The following is a 16,359-nucleotide window of genomic DNA, read 5'->3' on the forward strand; positions in this document are numbered from 1 at the left end:
TCCTGCAGGCAGGAGCCAGCGCGCCCGACCGCGGAAGCACCCGGTGTGGTGCCCATCCTCTTGCTAGCTGCCACGACCGCCGCGGCGCTGGCTGCCGTGGCGTATCGCCGGGTCACGCGCACCAGAGCGCGCCTGCTGGCCTATCTGCGGGAGACCGCGCCCGAGGTGGTCGTGACCCGCCTCACCCCGCTGGGGTTCGTCGCCGAGATCTTGGGCGTGCCCATGGAGGTTGACCTGGCCAGCCTGCTGCGACGTCGCCCGCGCGTGCCGGAGGCCGCGTGGTTCGCTCAGATCCTGGCCGGGATGCGCAGCCGGCTCCCGGTCCCCGCGCCTCCCCCACTCCCGCTCGTCCAGGACCGCATCATGCCCCTGCTGCGCTCCCAGGCGGACGTGAACGTGTTCGCCCACTACCCGCCCCCGCTGCGCCTGGTTGTCCGGCCGCTGGTGGACGGCGTGGTGATCACCTACGTCATCGGGAGCACCGACAGGTACACCGCGATCACCCGCGGCGCGCTGGAGGCCTGGGGGCTGTCCGTCGAGGCCCTCCACGCGCTCGCGATCGAGAACCTCCGCCGCCACACGCACCACGTCCTGGCCGAGATCGGCGGGCCCCGGACGCGCTACGAGCACCTGGATCGGTACGATGCCACCCGGGTGCTGGCGCCCGACCTGGTGGTGCCAGCCGACGTGCACGACCCTGTGGTGGCTTTCCCGGAGGAAACCGTGCTGCTGGTCACCCCCGCCGCCCAGGCATCCGCGCTGGCGGCGGAGGCGGCGGCACGCTACGCCAGCGCGGCGCGGCCGCTCTCGCCCCGCCCCTATCGGCTCACCGCCGCCGGCCTCGTTCCCGTCGGCGCGGTCTGCGACGATCCTTCCCGGGCCATGCCCGACGGCGCGCCGCCCTGAGTCGCGCGCGGCGCGCCGCGCACCGGTCGTTCCACCGTCCCGGGGCGGGCGCCGCCTCCAGGCCCCGCTCGCTCACCGCGTGTCGTACTCGTAGAATCCCCGCCCTGTCTTCCGCCCCCACCACCCGGCGGTGACCATCTGCTTGAGCAGCACCGGCGGCGCCCAGCGCGGGTCCTTGGTTTCCTGGTACATGGCCTCGGCGATGTAGTACGTGGTGTCGAGGCCGACGAAGTCCAGCAGCGTGAGCGGGCCCATGGGATGGTTGAGGCCGAGCGTCACCGCGGCGTCGATGTCCTCGCGGGTGGCGATCCCTGCCTCGTAGACCCGCACGGCGTCCAGCAGGAAGGGCACCAGCAGCCGGTTGACGATGAAGCCGGGCGCGTCCTTGGCGTGCACGACCCGCTTGCCCAGCGCCGCCGCCATGGCCTCGACCGCCGCGATCGTCGCATCGGACGTGCGCAGGCCCCGCACGATCTCCACCAGCGGCATCACCGGGACCGGGTTGAAGAAGTGCATGCCGGCCACACGGTCGGGGCGGTCCGTCGCCGCCGCCAGCTCGGTGATCGACAGCGACGAGGTGTTGCTGGTCAGGATGACCTCGGGACGCGTCAACCGGTCGAGGGCCCGCAGCACCGCCTTTTTCTCGTCCATCTTCTCGACGACGGCCTCCACCACGAAATCGACGTCGGCGAGGTCCTCCAGGGCCGTGGTGCCGCTGATGCGGCGCCGGGCGGCCTGGCGGTCGGCCTCGGACAGCTTCCCGCGCTCGACGGCACGTCGCATCGAGGCGTCGATCCGCTCCAGCCCACGCGCCAGCAGCTCCTCGGAGACCTCGCGCACCACCACCTCGTAGCCGGCCCGGGCCGCCACCTCGGCGATCCCCGACCCCATGAGCCCGCATCCCACCACGCCCACACGCCGGATCATCCCGTCCCTCCTGTGCTCTTCTGTTCTCTTGGGCGGTCAGCAGCCGTCGCGCCGTTCCGCGGGCCGCCCGCGGCCCCGGCGGAGCCACGGCATCGCCGCTAGGCCCGGTCGCGCCGACTCTCGTGCCCTTCCTGGGCGCCAGACGATGGCCGCGTCAGACACCAGGTGCGCCGACGACGCCCAGCACCAGCGGCTGCGGTGCGGGCGGGGCGTCGGCCAGCGTGTACGCAGCCGCCACCTCGCGCACGGCGCGCGCTGCCGCCTCGTCGGTGCGGGCGTGCACGACCGCCAGGGACGCGCCAGCCGTTGCGGGCTCGCCCACGACGCGCGTCAGCACCACGCCCACCGCCGGGTCGACCGCATCTTCCTTGCGCGCGCGGCCCGCGCCCAGGCGCATCGCTGCCAGCCCCACGGCCTCGGCGTCGATGGCCGCCACCCAGCCCGCGCGCGGCGCCGGGACAGGCACCTGCACCGGCGCCTGCGGCAGCCGGTCCGGATCGTGCACGGCGGCCGCATCGCCGCCCTGCGCGGCGACCATGGCGGCGAACCGCTCCAGCCCCGCGCCGCCGGCCAGGTGCTCCTGCAGCACGCGCCGGCCCTCCTCCGGCGTCGCCACCGCACCGCCCAGCACCAGCATCCAGCCGCCCAGCACGAGGCAGAGCTCGAGCAGGTCGGCGGGGCCGCGGCCGGCCAGCGTGGCGATCGCCTCCCGCACCTCGGGCGCGTTTCCCACCGCGCGGCCCAGCGGTGCGTCCATGGCGCTCAGCACCGCCACCGTGCGCCGCTGCATCCGCGCGCCGATCTCCACCATCGCCTCGGCCAGCGCCCGCGCCTGCGCCTCGGTCTTCATGAACGCGCCGCGCCCGCACTTGACGTCCAGCACGATCGCCCGCGCCCCGCCGGCGATCTTCTTGGACATGATGCTGGCGGCGATCAGCGGCAGGCTGTCGACCGTGGCCGTGACGTCGCGCAGCGCGTAGAGCTTCTGGTCAGCCGGGGTGAGCTGGGGGCTCTGCCCGGCGATCACACACCCCACGCGCTCGGTCTGGGCCACGATCTCGGCGTCCGAGAGCGTGGTGCGCAGCCCGGGGATCGCCTCCAGCTTGTCGAGCGTGCCGCCGGTGTGCCCGAGCCCGCGCCCCGACAGCTTGGCGACCGGCACACCCGCGGACGCCACCAGGGGCACCAGTACCAGCGACGTCTTGTCCCCGACCCCGCCGCTGCTGTGTTTGTCCACGGCGCGCGCGGCCAGAGGGCCCAGGTCCAGGACGGTCCCCGAGCGCACCATCGCCAGGGTGAGCGCCGCCGTCTCCTCGGCCGTCATGCCGCGGAAGTAGACCGCCATGAGGAAGGCGGCCATCTGGTAGTCGGGGATCTCGCCCCGGGTGAACCCGTCCACCAGGAACGCGATCTCCTCCGGCCCGAGCGCCCCACCGTCGCGCTTGCGGCGGATCAGGTCGTAGGCGCGCATCGCGCACGTCCTCCGGATCGTCTACCCAGGGCAGCAGCGTCCCGTGCAGCTGTCGTCCGCACCGTTCCGGCCATCGGCTCAGCCCGGCAGCCGCCGCAGGAACCCACGCACGAGCGCCGCGCACCGGGGCACGGCCCGCGCCACCACCGCCAGCACGTCCTCGTGCGCGGGTCCTGTCGGCGCCGTCCCGGCGGCCACGTTGGCGATGACGCTGAGCCCGACCACGCGCATGCCGGCGTGGCGTGCTGCGATCACCTCGGGCACGGTGGACATGCCGACGGCGTCGGCGCCCCAGCCGCGCATCATCCGCACCTCGGCCGGGGTCTCGTAGGATGGCCCGAGCACGGCCAGGTAGATACCGTCGCGAAGCGCGATGCCGGCTTCGGCGGCGGCGGCGCGCATGGCGGCGAGCAGCGCCGGGTCGTAGGCCGCCGCCATGTCGGGGAAGCGCGGACCGAACGCGTCCTCGTTGGGGCCCACCAGCGGGTTCGTGCCCATGGCGTTGATGTGGTCGGTGATCAGCAACAGGTCGCCGGGGGCCAGAGCCGGGTGCAGGCCGCCCGCGGCGTTGGTCACCAGCAGCGTGTGCGCCCCAAGCGCGCGCAGCGCCCGCACCGGGAAGACGACCTCGGCCATCGCCACGCCCTCGTAGGCGTGGACGCGCCCCTGCAACACCGCCACGGTCCGGCCCTCAAGCCTTCCCACCACCAGTCGGCCGGCGTGCCCCGGCGCGCGCGGGGGCACGAAGTGCGGGATCTGGTCGTAGGGCAGGACCGCCTCGGCCTCCACCAGGTCGGCGAGTGCGCCCAGCCCCGAGCCCAGCACGATGGCCACCTCCGGCCGCTGGCGGATGCGCTGGCCGATGACTGCGGCCGCCTCCCGCGCCCTTGCAGCCCAGCTCACCTCCCCACCTCCGCGACACCCTGCGCGGACGCCGCGGCGCACCCGGGTAGGGCCCGCGGGATCACGCCCGCGCCTCCTGCGCGACCAGCAGCGGCCAGAAGGACGTCCCTGCTCCGGTCCACGTGACGCCCAGTGCCGCGGCCACGGTGGCCGCCACGTCGGCGAACGTCGCACGCACGCCCAGACGCCGCCCGGGCGGCAGCCCTGCCCGCCAGACCAGGACCGGCACGCGCTCGCGCGAGTGGTCGGTGCTGGGCGTCGTGGGGTCGTTGCCGTGGTCGCCGGTAATGATGACGAGCCCGTCGTCCGCGCACGCCTGCAGCACCTCCAGCAGCCGGCCGTCCAGGCGCTGCAGGTGGCGCGCCCAGCCCGCGGGGTCGTTGCGGTGGCCGTAGACCTGGTCGAGCTCGATCAGGTTGGTGAACACCAGCCCGTGCCCAAGCGCCCGGACGGCCTCCACCGTCTGCGTCACGCCTTCGTCGTCGTCGCGGGTGTGGACGGCACGCGCCAGACCCCGCCCCGCGAACAGGTCGTCGATCTTGCCCACGCCCACCACGGGCACGCCTGCGGCGGCGAGCGCGTCCAGCACCGTGGGACCCACCGGCGCCAGCGAGAAGTCGCGTCGCCGCGGGGTGCGCACGAAGGCACCCGGTGACCCGACGAACGGCCGTGCGATCACCCGGCTCACGGCGTGCGCGCCCACCAGCACCGCGCGCACCGCGGCGCACCACGCGTAGAGCTGCTCTACGGGCACGACCGCCTCGTGCGCGGCGATCTGGAAGACGCTGTCGGCGGACGTGTACACGATGGGATATCCCGTGCGCAGGTGCTCGGGCCCAAGGCGTGCGATGATCTCGGTGCCCGAGGCGACCTCGTTGCCCAGCACCGGCCGCCCGATGGCCGCTTCCACCGCGGCGATGACCTCCGGGGGAAAACCCTGCGGGTAGGTGGGGAACGGGCGGTCGACGATCAGCCCGGCCAGCTCCCAGTGGCCGGAGGTCGAGTCCTTCCCCGCGGCCTGCTCCACCATGAGCCCCACGGCGGCCTGGTGCGCCTCCACCGGCCGTACGCCGGGAATGGCGTCGACCACGCCCAACCCCAGCCGCTCCAGCACCGGTAGGCGCAACCCGCCCACCGCGCGGGCCGTGTTGGCCAGCGTGTGGCTCCCCTCGTCGCCGTAGGCTGCGGCGTCGGGGGCGCCGCCGCAGCCGAGCCCATCGAGCACCAGCAGGACCACGCGCATGCCCGCGTCCCTGCCCGGATCAGCCAGCCCGCGGCGCCGGCAGGCGCATCCGATCCCGCGGGTGCGCACGCCGGTAGACCTCGCGCAGGTGCCCGCGCGCCAGGTGCGTGTACATCTGCGTGGTGGCCACGCTGGCGTGCCCCAGCAGTTCCTGCACCGCGCGGAGGTCCGCGCCGCCTTCGAGCAGGTGCGTCGCGAACGAGTGGCGCAGCGTGTGCGGGCCCAGCCGCCGGCGCAGCCCGGCCGCCGCCGCGTAGGCCCGCAGCAGCATCCACACGCGCTGTCGCGAGAGGCGGCCCCCGCGGGCATTGAGGAAGAGCGCCGCCGGGGCGCGGCCGCGCGCCAGGCGCGGCCGCGCCCCGCGCAGGTACTGCCGCAGCGCGCGCACCGCCGCGCTGCCGATGGGCACCACGCGCTCCCGCCCGCCCTTGCCCAGGCACCGCACGTACTCCTGGTCGAGGTGCACGTCGGCCACGTCCAGCCCCACGAGCTCGCTCACCCGCAGCCCGGCCGCATACAGCAGCTCGAGCATCGCCCGGTCGCGCACGGCCAGCGGATCCTCGCCCCGCGGCTGGGCCAGCAGGCGTTCGACCTCGTCGACCGTCAGCACGTCGGGCAGCCGCCGCGGTCGGCGCGCCGGTGTCACGTCGAGGGCGGGGTCGTCGGCGATGATGCCCTCACGGAGCAGGAACGCCGTCCACCCCCGCACGGCCGCCAGCCGCCGCGCGACCGTGCTCGGCGCGAGCCCGCGCCGGCGCGCCGCCAGCAGGTACGTGGTCAGCGTGGCCCGCCGCAGGTCCTGCGGACTCCGGGCGCCCTGCTGGGCCGCAAACGCCATGAAGTCGTCCAGGTCGCGCGCGTAGGCCTCGATCGTGCGCCGGCTCAGGCCCCGTTCGGTGAGCCCGTACGCCAGGTAGGCGTCACGCGCCGCGTCCAGCGCTGGAGGGAACGCGGGCCCCCTGCGCGTGGCGCCGGCACGCGACCCGGCGGCTTGCGGCCGTCCCTCCACACCACGGCCCGGCTCGGTCCCTCCGCGCCACGCCGACCCCTCCGATGCGCTGCTGCGCGCTGCCCCCGGTGTCCGGCGTTCCCGTGCGCTCACGGGCCCTCCGTCCTGGCAGCGCCCAGCGCGCGCAGGGCCAGCAGCAGCCCCACCAGCGACTTCCCGTCGCGGATCCCTCCCGACGCGATCAGGGCTGGCACGCGGTCCAGGGGGACCCGTTCGACCTCCAGCCCTTCCTCGCCCGGGTCGGCCGCCAGCACGTGGGGATGGAGGTCTTCTGCCAGGTACACCGTGATGGCTTCGGTCAACACCCCTGGCGACGGGAAGTACGTGGCCAGCGGCGTCAGACGGCCAGCCCGCATGCCGACCTCCTCGGCCAGCTCGCGCTGGGCGCACTGGTCCGGTGATTCGCCGGGCTCGAGCGTGCCCGCGGGGATCTCTAGCAGGAAGGCCTCCACCGCTTTGCGGTACTGGCGCACCATGAGCACATGGCCATCACCCGTCACGGGCACGACGGCCGTGGCGCCAGGGTGCTCCACCACCTCGCGCACGACAACGCGGCCGCTCCCCAGGCGCACGTCGTCGACGCGCACCGCGACCACCCGTCCCCGGAACACCAGACGCGAGGCGACCGTGGGCTCGGCGCTGTCTCCAGCGCCGAGGTCGCTCCTGGCCGCGGGATCGCGGTGCCCTCCGGTGTGGCCGCCGGCCTCGCTGCGCTCCACCTCCTGCCCCCTGCTGCCAGGACCTGCGGGTCCAGACGGCCGCGCTGCGCCCCCGGTCACCGTCGCCCCGGCGCCTCCTCGGCGTAGACCGGCGTGCCGCTGCGGCGCACCAGCTCACGGAACGCCTGCGTGAGGCGACGGGTGATGGGACCCGGGCGGCCGTCGCCGATCGGCCGCCCGTCCACCTCCACGACCGGCGCGATCTCCGCCCCCGTCCCGGTGAGGAAACACTCGTCGGCGGTGTAGACGTCGTGCAGGGTGAAGACGCCCTCGGCCGCGGGCAGGCCGGCCTCCCGGGCCAGGTCCAGCACCGCGTCGCGCGTGATGCCCGCCAGCAGCCCCAGGTGCGCCGCCGGGGTCTGCACCTGCCCGCCGGTGACGATGAACACGTTGTCGGCGCTGCACTCACAGACGTAGCCGTCGGCGGTCAGCATGAGCGCTTCGTCGACCCCCGCGCGGTTCGCCTCCAGGCGCGCCAGGATGTTGTTCAGGTAGTTGAGCGACTTGATCCGGCCGTTGAGCGCATCGGGCGCGGGCCGGCGGACGCTGGCGGTGACCATGCGCAGGCCGCGGGCGTACGCCTCGGCCGGGTACAGGCGGATCGCATCCACGATGATGACCACCGTGGGCTGCGGGCACTTGCGCGGGTCGATCCCCAGGTCGCCCACCCCGCGGCTGACCACCGGGCGGATGTAGGCGTCCCGCAACCCGCTGGCCCGGACCGTCTCGAGCACCGCGGCCCGCAACGCGTCCCGGTCCAGGGGGATCTCCAGCATGATCGCTTTGGCCGAGGCGTACAGGCGGTCGAGGTGCTCTTCCAGACGGAAGATCCGGCCGTCGTAGACGCGGATCCCTTCGAACACGCCGTCGCCGTACAGGAAGCCGTGGTCGAAGACCGACACCACGGCTTGGTCCTTGGACACGATCCGACCGTTGACGTACACCGCTGTGCTCATCTGCTCCCTCCTCAGCCCGTCCGCTCACTCCCGGTCGAAGGCCACGCAAGGACACGGGCCCGCGCGTGGACAGCGACGAGCGATAGCGTCGGCGGCTACACGGCCACCGCGGGCGCGGGTACGCCGTCGCCGCCTCGTGCGGCCCCGTCGGCAGCATCCAGCGCCGCCGTGCGGCCCCGCCGCTACCCGCGCCCCGCCGAGACCGCCGCGCGGTCCAGCGCGGCCCGGACGAACGCCCGGTACAGCGGGTGCGGCCGGGTAGGCCGTGACCGGTACTCGCCGTGGAACTGCGTCCCCACGAACCAGGGGTGCCCCGGCAGCTCCACGATCTCGACCAGGTCCTGGTCGGGATAGATCCCCGTGACCCGCAGGCCGTGGCGCTCCAGGATCGGCCGGTAGGCGTTGTTCACCTCGTAGCGGTGGCGGTGGCGTTCGCCCACCTCGGCGGCCCCGTAGGCCGCCGCGGCCAGCGACCCGGGCACGAGCCGGCACGGGTACCGCCCCAGGCGCATCGTGCCGCCCTTGTCCACCACCCGGCGCTGTTCTTCCAGCAGCGAGATCACCGGATGGGGCGTGTCGGGGTCCACCTCGGTGGAGTTGGCGCCCTCCAGCCCGCAGACGTGCCGGGCGAACTCCACCACCGCCCACTGCATGCCGTAGCAGATCCCCAGGAACGGCACCCCCTGCTCGCGCACCACGCGGATGGCCCGCACCTTGCCCTCCACGCCGCGGGCGCCGAACCCCGGGCAGACGAGCACCCCGTCGTAGCGGGTCAGCTCGGCCTCCAGCCGGGCCGGCGGCCACTGCTCGATCTCCTCGGAGTCGATCTTGGTGATCTCGACGGCGCACCCGTGGGCGATGCCGCCGTGCCGCAGCGCCTCGACGATGCTGACGTACGAGTCCTCGACCCCCATGTACTTGCCCACCATGGCGATGCGCACCCGCGTCTGGGGATGCCGGATCCGGTGTACCATCTCCCGCCACTCCGCCAGGTCGGGTGGAGGCAGGTGGTCGAGGCCCAGCCGCCGGGTGACGATGCGGCCCAGGCCCTCGTCCTCCAGGATGAGGGGCACCTCGTAGATGCTCTCCGCGTCCAGCGCCTGGATCACCGCCTCGGGCTCCACGTCGCAGAACAGGGCGATCTTCTCGCGCACCGACCGCCCCAACGGCCGCTCGGTGCGGCACACGATCACGTCGGGCTGGATGCCGATGCTGCGCAGCTCCTTGACGCTGTGCTGGGTGGGCTTGGTCTTCAGCTCGCCGGCGCCGCGCAGGTAGGGCACCAGCGACACGTGCACGTACATCACGTGCGCGTCGCCCGCCGCCCGCCGGAACTGGCGGATGGCCTCCAGGAAGGGCAGGCTCTCGATGTCGCCCACCGTGCCGCCCACCTCGACGATGACCACGTCGGCGCCGCTGGTACGGGCCAGGGTGCGGATCTCGTCCTTGATCTCGTTGGTCACGTGGGGGATGATCTGCACCGTCCCGCCCAGGTACTCGCCGCGACGCTCGCGGGCGATCACCGACGCGTAGATCTTGCCGGTGGTGACGTTGTTGGCCCGACCCAGGTTCTCGTCGATGAAGCGCTCGTAGTGGCCCAGGTCCATGTCGGTCTCGGCGCCGTCGTCGGTGACGAACACCTCGCCGTGCTGGTGGGGGTTCATGGTGCCCGCGTCCACGTTCACGTAGGGGTCGAACTTCAACAGCGTGACCTTCAGGCCCCGCGCCTTCAGCAACCGCCCGAGCGAGGCCGACGTGATCCCCTTCCCCAGCCCCGAGGCCACACCGCCGGTCACGAAGATGAACTTGGTCACGGTTCCCTCCCCTCGCACGCGCTCCGCCGGACCCCGCCGGAACTGTTCGCCGCAGCCGGCCCCGCCGCCCTCGTCGACGAACCGCCGGGGCCCCCGCCGCCGGGCCCGCTCCGCCCACGCGCTGCCACGCTCATCGCTCGCCCCACGCCAGCTTGGTGCGCAAAATGCTGTAGAAGCTTGGCGGCCGCAACCGCACCAGCCGCGTGCGCACCGCCGCCCGCCGCACGACGACCCGGTCGCCCGGGGCCAGCGGAAAGCTCTCCTGCCCGTCGACGCTCACCCGCACGTCCTCCGCGCCGGCCACCGGCTCGACCGTCACGGTGGCGTCCCCCGAGACCACCACGGGACGCGCCGTGAGCATGTGCGGGCAGATGGGCGTCACGATCACCACGTCGACCTGCGGGTGCACGATCGGCCCGCCGGCCGACAACGAGTAAGCGGTGGAGCCCGTCGGGGTGGCCACGATCACGCCGTCGGCCGGATAGGTCGCCAGGTGTTCACCGTTCACCCAGGTCGTCACGCGCACGATGCGGGCCACGCCGGTCTTGGTCACGACCACGTCGTTGAGCGCGAGCCGACGCGGCTGCCCACCTCCGCGCCCCACGAGTTCGGCCTCCAGCATCGCCCGCGCATCCAGCACGTAGGCGCCGCCCAGCACGGCCTCGGCCGCCTCGGGCAGATCGGTGAGCTGCGCTTCGGCCAGGAACCCGAAGCCGCCCAGGTTGACGCCGAAGATGGGTACGCGCCCCGCCGCCAGCCGCGCGGCGCTGAGGATCGTGCCGTCGCCGCCCAGCACCACCAGGAGGTCGCCCTCGTCCACCAGCGCGGCGTCCGGCACGCCCAGGTCGGGCCGGCCCACCGCGTGCGCGCCGTCGACGTTGAGCCGCACGCGCGCGCCGCGGCGCTCCAGCGCCTCGACCGTCCGGGCAAGCCGGTCGACGCCGTGGGGCTGGCCGGCCATGCGCGACATGTTGACCAGCAGCCCGATCCGGGTCACCGCCCGGCCTCCCCCGCAGCCGGCGGCGCCACCACCCGCGCGATCTCCTCGTCCAGATCCTCGGCGGCCTGACCCGGGGCGTTGTGCACCAGCAGAAAGAACTCGCGGTTGCCCTTCGGACCCACGAGCGGGGAGGCTACGACCCTCACGGGCGACAGCCCCAGTGCCCGGATGCCAGCCGCCGTGGCGCGCAGCACCTGGGCGTGCACCGTGGGACTGCGCACGACGCCCTTGCGCGCGGCGCGCGGCCCGGCTTCGAACTGCGGCTTCACCAGTACCACCAGCAGGCCACCGGGCCGCACGAGCCGGCTGACCGCCGGCAGCACCTTGAGCACCGAGATGAACGAGACGTCCACGGTGGCCAGGTCGGCCGCCTCGGGGATGTCGTCGGGGCGCAGGCGCGCGGCGTGCCGCCCCTCCAGCACCACGACCCGCGGGTCCTGGCGCAGGCGCCAGTGCAACACCCCACGGCCCACGTCGACGGCGTACACGCGCCGGGCGCCGCGCTGCAGCAGGCAGTCGGTGAACCCGCCCGTAGACGCGCCCACGTCGATCGCCACACGGCCGGCCACGTCGATCCCGAACGCGTCCAGCGCGGCGGCCAGCTTGACCCCGCCGCGGCTCACGAACTGCGCCCCGGCGCGGCGCTCGAGCACCGCCGTGGGCGCGACCAGCGCCCCCGGCTTGTCGATCCGCCGGCCGTCCACGTAGACCTCGCCGGCGCGGATCGCTGCCTCGGCCTGGTGGCGGCTGGCGGCGAGCCCGCGGGCCACCACGAGGACGTCCAGCCGCACCCGCTCGCGTCGCCGCGGGCTGCCCGCCGCAGCGGGCTGCCCGGTCGCCGCCGCAGCCTCGTCCGCTGCGCGTCGGACTGCGGCCACCGCAGCCGGCCCGGTGCCCCTCGCGGTCTGCGCGCATGCCATCACGCCACGGGCTCCAACAAGTCCAACGGGATGCGGGCGAGCCCCTCCACAGTGCGCGGTCGCCGCGGCGGATCGCCCGTCACGCCTCACGCTCCAACAGGACGAGGGCGAGGTCGGTCAGCAGACGCGCCGCCGGCCCCCACCCGGCCAGGGCCGCCACCGCCCGGGCGGTTTCCTCGCGCGCGATCGCACGCGAGCGCTCCACGCCGAACGCCGCCGGGAAGGTGAGCTTCGCCCTCGCCGCATCGGTCCGGGTGTCCTTGCCCAGCCGGGAGGCCTCACCGGCCTCGTCGAGGATGTCGTCGACCACCTGGAACGCCAGCCCCAGGTGCTCGCCGTAGGCGGTCAGGTCCTCCAGCTGGCGCGCGCTGGCGGCAGCCAGCAGCCCCCCGGCGCGTACACATGCCCGGATGAGGGCGGCGGTCTTCCAGCGGTGGATCTCGTAGACCCCACGCTGGCGATCCCCGGGCCAGTCGGCCCACCGGGCCAGCTCGGGACGTCCCTCGCCAAGGAGGTCGAGCACCTGCCCGCCGACCATGCCCTGGGTGCCGATCGCCTCGGCGATCTCCTCGATGACGCGCAGCGCCCGCACCGGCCCCACGCGCTCGGCGTTGCGCGCCAGCAGCTGGAACGCCAGGGCGTGCAGGGCGTCGCCGGCAAGCACCGCCAGCGCTTCCCCGAACGCCACGTGGCAGGTGGGCCGGCCGCGCCGCCAGAGCGAGTCGTCCATGGAGGGCAGGTCGTCGTGGATGAGCGAGTAGGTGTGGATCAACTCGACCGCGCACGCGGTCGGCAGGGCGTCGTCGACGCGTCCCCCCGTCGCTTCACACGCGGCCAGGACCAGCAACGGCCGCAGCCGCTTCCCGCCCGCGAAGACGCTGTAGCGCATGGCGGCGTGCAACGGGGTCGGGAGTGCCGTCTCGGGCGGGAGGGCGGCCGCCAGAGCATCCTCCACCAGACGGCCGCGACTGGCCATGTAGGCCTGCAGGTCGAGCGTCACCCCAGAAGGCGAGGGCTGGTCACCCATCGGCGCCAATGCCAAAGCCGCGCGCGCCCGTCGGCGGCTCCCACCGTGTCTCCACGCCGGTGACGACTGCGCCGGCCGGTCCCCGCTCGACGAGGCGCAGCAACGTCTCGACCGCGGCCTGTGGCCCCTCGGCGACCAGCTCGACCCGCCCATCGGGGAGGTTGCGGACCCACCCCGCGAGGCCCAGCTCGCGGGCGTGACGGACCACGAAGAAGCGGAACCCGACGCCCTGCACCCGGCCGCGCACCCAGACGTGCGCTCGCACCGGCCGGCCCGCAGGCGCCGCGTCCATCACCGCTCTGGCGGCGTGCCCGCGGCCGCCACGCCCGCCCGCACCAGGGCGCCCAGCACGCCGTTGACGAACGGCGCCGAGGCCTCGGTCCCGTAGCGCTTGGCGAGCTCCACGGCCTCGCTGATCGCCACGCCCGGCGGCGTCGCCAGGCTGCGCAGCTCGTACAGCGCCATGCGCAAGATGGTGCGGTCGACGCTGGCCAGCCGATCGATGGTCCAGCCCTCGAGGTAGGGTGCCAGGAGCGCGTCCAGGTCGGCGGTGTGCGCCGCCACCCCGCGGGCCAGCTGCTCGATGAACGGCCAGTCGGCTCCCGGATGCTGGTCGCGGGCGTTGCGCAACGCCTCGTCGATGGGTAGCCGCCCCACGTCGTGCTGGAAGAGCACCTGCAGCGCGACGTCCCGTGCCCTTCGCCGGCGCGCGCGCAGCGGGGGCCGCCTCATGCGCGCCCCACGCGGCCGCCCGCCTGGCCCAGCCGCGCGCCCGCCGTCCGCACGCCGTCCAAGCCCCCGGCGGCGGGCTCGGGACGAGGACCGCGCCGTCGGCCGGCGACCCGGCACGCGATCGGCGACGCGGCAACCCGTCGTCGGTGGCCCTGCACGCCGCTATTGTACCAACGCCCTGCGGCGGCGGGAACCGATGGCGCCACCACCCCCGGTGCGCCGTCGGCGACCTCGCCGCGGCGCGTGCGCGGGGGCATCATCCCACGCGCTCGACGTACTCGCCCGACCGCGTGTCCACCCGGACGACGTCGCCGACCTCGACGAAGAGCGGTACCTGCACCACCGCCCCGGTCTCGAGGGTAGCCGGCTTCGCGCCACCCGTGGCCGTGTCCCCGCGGAACGCCGGCGCGGTCTCGACGACCCGCAGGTCCACGGTGTTGGGCAGCTCCACGGCGATGGGGCGCTGCTCGTAGTAGACGACCGTGACCACCGTGTTGTCCTTGAGGAACTTGATGGCCTCGCCCAGCAGCGCAGCGTCCAGCGTCAGCTGCTCGTACGTCTCGCGATCCATGAAGACGTACTGCTCGTCGTGGTGGTACAGGTACTCGGCGTCGCGCCGCTCCAGGTACGCCTGGGGGACGCGCTCGCCGGCGTTGAACGTGCGCTCGATGATCGCCCCGCTCTTCAGGTTGCGGATCTTGGCCCGCACGTAGGCGCTCCCCCGGCCACGCTTCACGTGCTGCGAGGCGAGCACGGCGTACAGTTCGCCTTCCAGGGCGATCACCACCCCGGGACGGAAGTCGTTGGTCGAAATCACGCTCCCACCTCAACCAGCGCCTTCGGGATTCGCGTCAGCACCTCGACGGCGCCGTCGGCCAGCACCACGAGGTCTTCGATCCGGCAGCCGCCCCATCCCGCCAGGTAGATCCCGGGCTCCACGGTCACCACCGCCCCGGGCGGCAGCACGGCGTCCTCGCGCGGCGACAGCCGCGGCCCCTCGTGCACCGCCAGCCCCACGCCGTGGCCGAGCCCGTGCCCGAACGCCTCGCCGTAGCCGGCCCGTGTGATCCGCTCGCGCGCCACCGCGTCCGCGTCGCGGCCGGTCATCCCGGGGCGCAGGGCCGCCAGCGCCGCCTCCAGGGCGTCGAGCACCAGCGCGTACAGCTCGCGGTGCCGGGCAGTAGCCGGGGCGGTGACCACGGTGCGCGTGCAGTCCGAGTGGTAGCCATCGACCACCGCGCCGAAGTCGACGATCACGAACTCCCCGCGTCCGATGGGCCGGTCGCTGGCCCGCGCGTGCGGCAGCGCGGCGCGCGGACCTGAGGCCACGATGGTCTCGAACGCCACGCCGTCGGCGCCGCCCCGGCGCATGGCGTACTCGAGAGCGGCCGCCACCTCCCGTTCCGTCGTCCCCGCGCGCAGCAACGGCAACGTCTCGAGGAACGCGGCGTCCGCGATGGCGGCGGCCCGCCGGATCGCGGCCACCTCGTCCGCATCCTTCTGCCACCGCAGCCGGTCCAGGCCCTCCAGCGGCACCAGCGCGACGGGGTCCACCAGGGCCGCCAGCCGCCGGAACGCTGCCACGGGCAGGTGCTCACCCTCCACGCCGACGCGCCGCGCTCCCCAGGCGCGCACGAGGGCCGCCGCACCCTCCAGCAGCGTCTGCGGTGCCCGCACGACCTCCCATCCCGGGGCCTGCGCTGCGGCCTGCTCCACGTACCGGAAGTCGACGACCAGACACACCCGGTCCCGGGAGACGAGCCCGAGCCCAGCAGACCCCCGGAACCCGGAGACGTAGGCCAGGGTCTCCCAGCTGGAGACGAGGACCACATCGACGTCGGCGGCATCCAGCCAGGTGCGCAGACGGGTCAGACGATCGGCGACGACCACAGGCACTGCGGACATACAGCCCGTAGGATACTGGAGGCCGTCGCCGCTTTCAACCGCCCGCAGGCCGTCAGCGTGGTACGCGCCTCGAAGGCCAAAGACGCCTGGGGTCCTCAACGACCGCCCGCAGCGCGTTTCCCCAGGTTCGATGTGCGAACCTGCTGCCCGCCGCGCTGGTCAGGTGCCGCGGTCGTGCGCCGACTTACGGGATAGTGGGGGGCATCCTGCGGGACATGCCGGACGAGGTCATGACGGTATGTCTGTACGTACAGAGGGGCGGGTGGTCCCGCCCCTCTCCCCTGACGTCCGGCCGCTGCCGCGCCTACCAGACGGGCATGCGCGGCGCCCAGCCCGGGCGGGCCTTGGCCATCATCTGGGTCAGCACCTCATTGGCCTTGTCGAACTGGCCCATCAGGCGGTAGGCGTCGTGCAGCGCCAGGTAGGCCGGAGCGAACGTCTCGTCGAGCCGGATCGCCTCCTGCAGCGACGCCACGGCCCGTTCGCCGTAGCCCGCCGCATACGAGGCCGCGCCGAGTTGCCACTGGCGGAACGCGTAGACGTAGGCGTAGCCCAACCAGTAGTGCGCCCGCGCGTGCTGTCGGTTGGCGGCGATGGCCTGCTGGTAGGGCTGGATCGCCCGGGCGAACTCGGCCTCCGTGAGGTACAGCCGCGCCGCGTTGAACGGCGGCAGCGCCTGGGCGGCGGCGGTCCCCACCATCACGAGCACCAGCACCCCCGGTAGCAGGCCCCACAGCATGCGCCGCCGCGTGCCGCCACCGGGCGATCGCACCACCTCCGGTGCAGGCCGGTCGCCTCGCGCCATCCGTCGCCTCGTGCGCACCTGC

17 protein-coding genes are annotated in these 16,359 nt (G+C 74.1%); 1 reads left to right on the top strand and 16 read right to left on the bottom strand.

The features are described 5' to 3' along the window. The first annotated feature begins 45 nt into the window (after window positions 1–45). Complete coding sequence (locus tag QN157_12635) at window positions 46–906, top strand: hypothetical protein (protein MDR7556437.1); 861 nt, start codon at window positions 46–48, stop codon at window positions 904–906. Window positions 907–978: 72 nt separating this feature from the next. On the opposite strand, the gene QN157_12640 is transcribed toward QN157_12635, so the two are convergent. From QN157_12640 to QN157_12715, 16 genes are all read right to left on the bottom strand, one after another. Beyond that, on the bottom strand, window positions 979–1,833 hold the full coding sequence (locus tag QN157_12640; protein ID MDR7556438.1) for a 3-hydroxybutyryl-CoA dehydrogenase: 855 nt from the start codon (window positions 1,831–1,833) through the stop codon (window positions 979–981). 154 nt (window positions 1,834–1,987) lie between these two features. Further along, complete coding sequence (locus QN157_12645) at window positions 1,988–3,304, bottom strand: thymidine phosphorylase (GenBank protein MDR7556439.1); 1,317 nt, start codon at window positions 3,302–3,304, stop codon at window positions 1,988–1,990. A 78-nt stretch (window positions 3,305–3,382) separates the two neighbouring features. Beyond that, window positions 3,383–4,207, bottom strand: a complete 825-nt coding sequence (locus QN157_12650) for a purine-nucleoside phosphorylase (GenBank protein MDR7556440.1) — start codon at window positions 4,205–4,207, stop codon at window positions 3,383–3,385. A 61-nt stretch (window positions 4,208–4,268) separates the two neighbouring features. Further along, complete coding sequence (locus QN157_12655) at window positions 4,269–5,450, bottom strand: phosphopentomutase (protein ID MDR7556441.1); 1,182 nt, start codon at window positions 5,448–5,450, stop codon at window positions 4,269–4,271. 19 nt (window positions 5,451–5,469) lie between these two features. Beyond that, window positions 5,470–6,552, bottom strand: a complete 1,083-nt coding sequence (gene xerD / locus QN157_12660) for a site-specific tyrosine recombinase XerD (GenBank protein ID MDR7556442.1) — start codon at window positions 6,550–6,552, stop codon at window positions 5,470–5,472. Beyond that, a complete protein-coding gene (locus QN157_12665) occupies window positions 6,549–7,178 on the bottom strand; it encodes an NUDIX hydrolase (GenBank protein MDR7556443.1) in 630 nt (209 codons plus the stop codon). The genes xerD and QN157_12665 overlap by 4 nt, the downstream gene beginning before the upstream one ends. A 56-nt stretch (window positions 7,179–7,234) precedes the next feature. Continuing rightward, the gene (gene ilvE / locus QN157_12670; protein MDR7556444.1) at window positions 7,235–8,134 is read right to left on the bottom strand and encodes a branched-chain-amino-acid transaminase; all 900 of its coding nucleotides are present in this window, start codon (window positions 8,132–8,134) and stop codon (window positions 7,235–7,237) included. A 182-nt stretch (window positions 8,135–8,316) separates the two neighbouring features. Beyond that, window positions 8,317–9,948, bottom strand: a complete 1,632-nt coding sequence (locus tag QN157_12675; GenBank protein ID MDR7556445.1) for a CTP synthase — start codon at window positions 9,946–9,948, stop codon at window positions 8,317–8,319. Between the two features lie 130 nt (window positions 9,949–10,078). Continuing rightward, window positions 10,079–10,945, bottom strand: coding sequence for an NAD(+)/NADH kinase (locus tag QN157_12680; GenBank protein ID MDR7556446.1), 867 nt, complete (start codon window positions 10,943–10,945; stop codon window positions 10,079–10,081). Next, window positions 10,942–11,868, bottom strand: coding sequence for a TlyA family RNA methyltransferase (locus tag QN157_12685; GenBank protein ID MDR7556447.1), 927 nt, complete (start codon window positions 11,866–11,868; stop codon window positions 10,942–10,944). Before QN157_12685 ends, QN157_12680 begins: the two co-directional genes overlap by 4 nt. A 79-nt stretch (window positions 11,869–11,947) precedes the next feature. After that, entirely contained in the window at window positions 11,948–12,895 is a 948-nt protein-coding gene (locus QN157_12690) for a polyprenyl synthetase family protein (protein MDR7556448.1), read from the bottom strand. Then, a complete protein-coding gene (locus QN157_12695) occupies window positions 12,888–13,187 on the bottom strand; it encodes an acylphosphatase (GenBank protein MDR7556449.1) in 300 nt (99 codons plus the stop codon). Before QN157_12695 ends, QN157_12690 begins: the two co-directional genes overlap by 8 nt. Beyond that, entirely contained in the window at window positions 13,187–13,627 is a 441-nt protein-coding gene (nusB, locus tag QN157_12700; protein ID MDR7556450.1) for a transcription antitermination factor NusB, read from the bottom strand. The genes QN157_12695 and nusB overlap by 1 nt, the downstream gene beginning before the upstream one ends. A 256-nt stretch (window positions 13,628–13,883) precedes the next feature. Then, window positions 13,884–14,444, bottom strand: a complete 561-nt coding sequence (gene efp, locus QN157_12705; protein ID MDR7556451.1) for an elongation factor P — start codon at window positions 14,442–14,444, stop codon at window positions 13,884–13,886. Further along, entirely contained in the window at window positions 14,441–15,532 is a 1,092-nt protein-coding gene (locus QN157_12710) for a Xaa-Pro peptidase family protein (protein MDR7556452.1), read from the bottom strand. Before QN157_12710 ends, efp begins: the two co-directional genes overlap by 4 nt. A 304-nt stretch (window positions 15,533–15,836) precedes the next feature. Next, the gene (locus tag QN157_12715; protein MDR7556453.1) at window positions 15,837–16,337 is read right to left on the bottom strand and encodes a hypothetical protein; all 501 of its coding nucleotides are present in this window, start codon (window positions 16,335–16,337) and stop codon (window positions 15,837–15,839) included. Window positions 16,338–16,359 lie beyond the last annotated feature (22 nt).

This window comes from Armatimonadota bacterium (genome assembly GCA_031459855.1).
Lineage (GTDB): Bacteria > Sysuimicrobiota > Sysuimicrobiia > Sysuimicrobiales > Humicultoraceae > Fervidifonticultor > Fervidifonticultor primus.

Excerpts from the sequence above, each read along its gene's own strand:
- QN157_12640 (MDR7556438.1), bottom strand. The coding sequence starts at position 1,833 with ATGATCCGGCGTGTGGGCGTGGTGGGATGCGGGCTCATGGGGTCGGGG.
- QN157_12645 (MDR7556439.1), bottom strand. The coding sequence starts at position 3,304 with ATGCGCGCCTACGACCTGATCCGCCGCAAGCGCGACGGTGGGGCGCTC.
- QN157_12655 (MDR7556441.1), bottom strand. The coding sequence starts at position 5,450 with ATGCGCGTGGTCCTGCTGGTGCTCGATGGGCTCGGCTGCGGCGGCGCC.
- ilvE (MDR7556444.1), bottom strand. The coding sequence starts at position 8,134 with ATGAGCACAGCGGTGTACGTCAACGGTCGGATCGTGTCCAAGGACCAA.
- QN157_12685 (MDR7556447.1), bottom strand. The coding sequence starts at position 11,868 with ATGGCATGCGCGCAGACCGCGAGGGGCACCGGGCCGGCTGCGGTGGCC.
- QN157_12690 (MDR7556448.1), bottom strand. The coding sequence starts at position 12,895 with ATGGGTGACCAGCCCTCGCCTTCTGGGGTGACGCTCGACCTGCAGGCC.
- QN157_12695 (MDR7556449.1), bottom strand. The coding sequence starts at position 13,187 with ATGGACGCGGCGCCTGCGGGCCGGCCGGTGCGAGCGCACGTCTGGGTG.
- nusB (MDR7556450.1), bottom strand. The coding sequence starts at position 13,627 with ATGAGGCGGCCCCCGCTGCGCGCGCGCCGGCGAAGGGCACGGGACGTC.
- QN157_12710 (MDR7556452.1), bottom strand. The coding sequence starts at position 15,532 with ATGTCCGCAGTGCCTGTGGTCGTCGCCGATCGTCTGACCCGTCTGCGC.
- QN157_12715 (MDR7556453.1), bottom strand. The coding sequence starts at position 16,337 with ATGGCGCGAGGCGACCGGCCTGCACCGGAGGTGGTGCGATCGCCCGGT.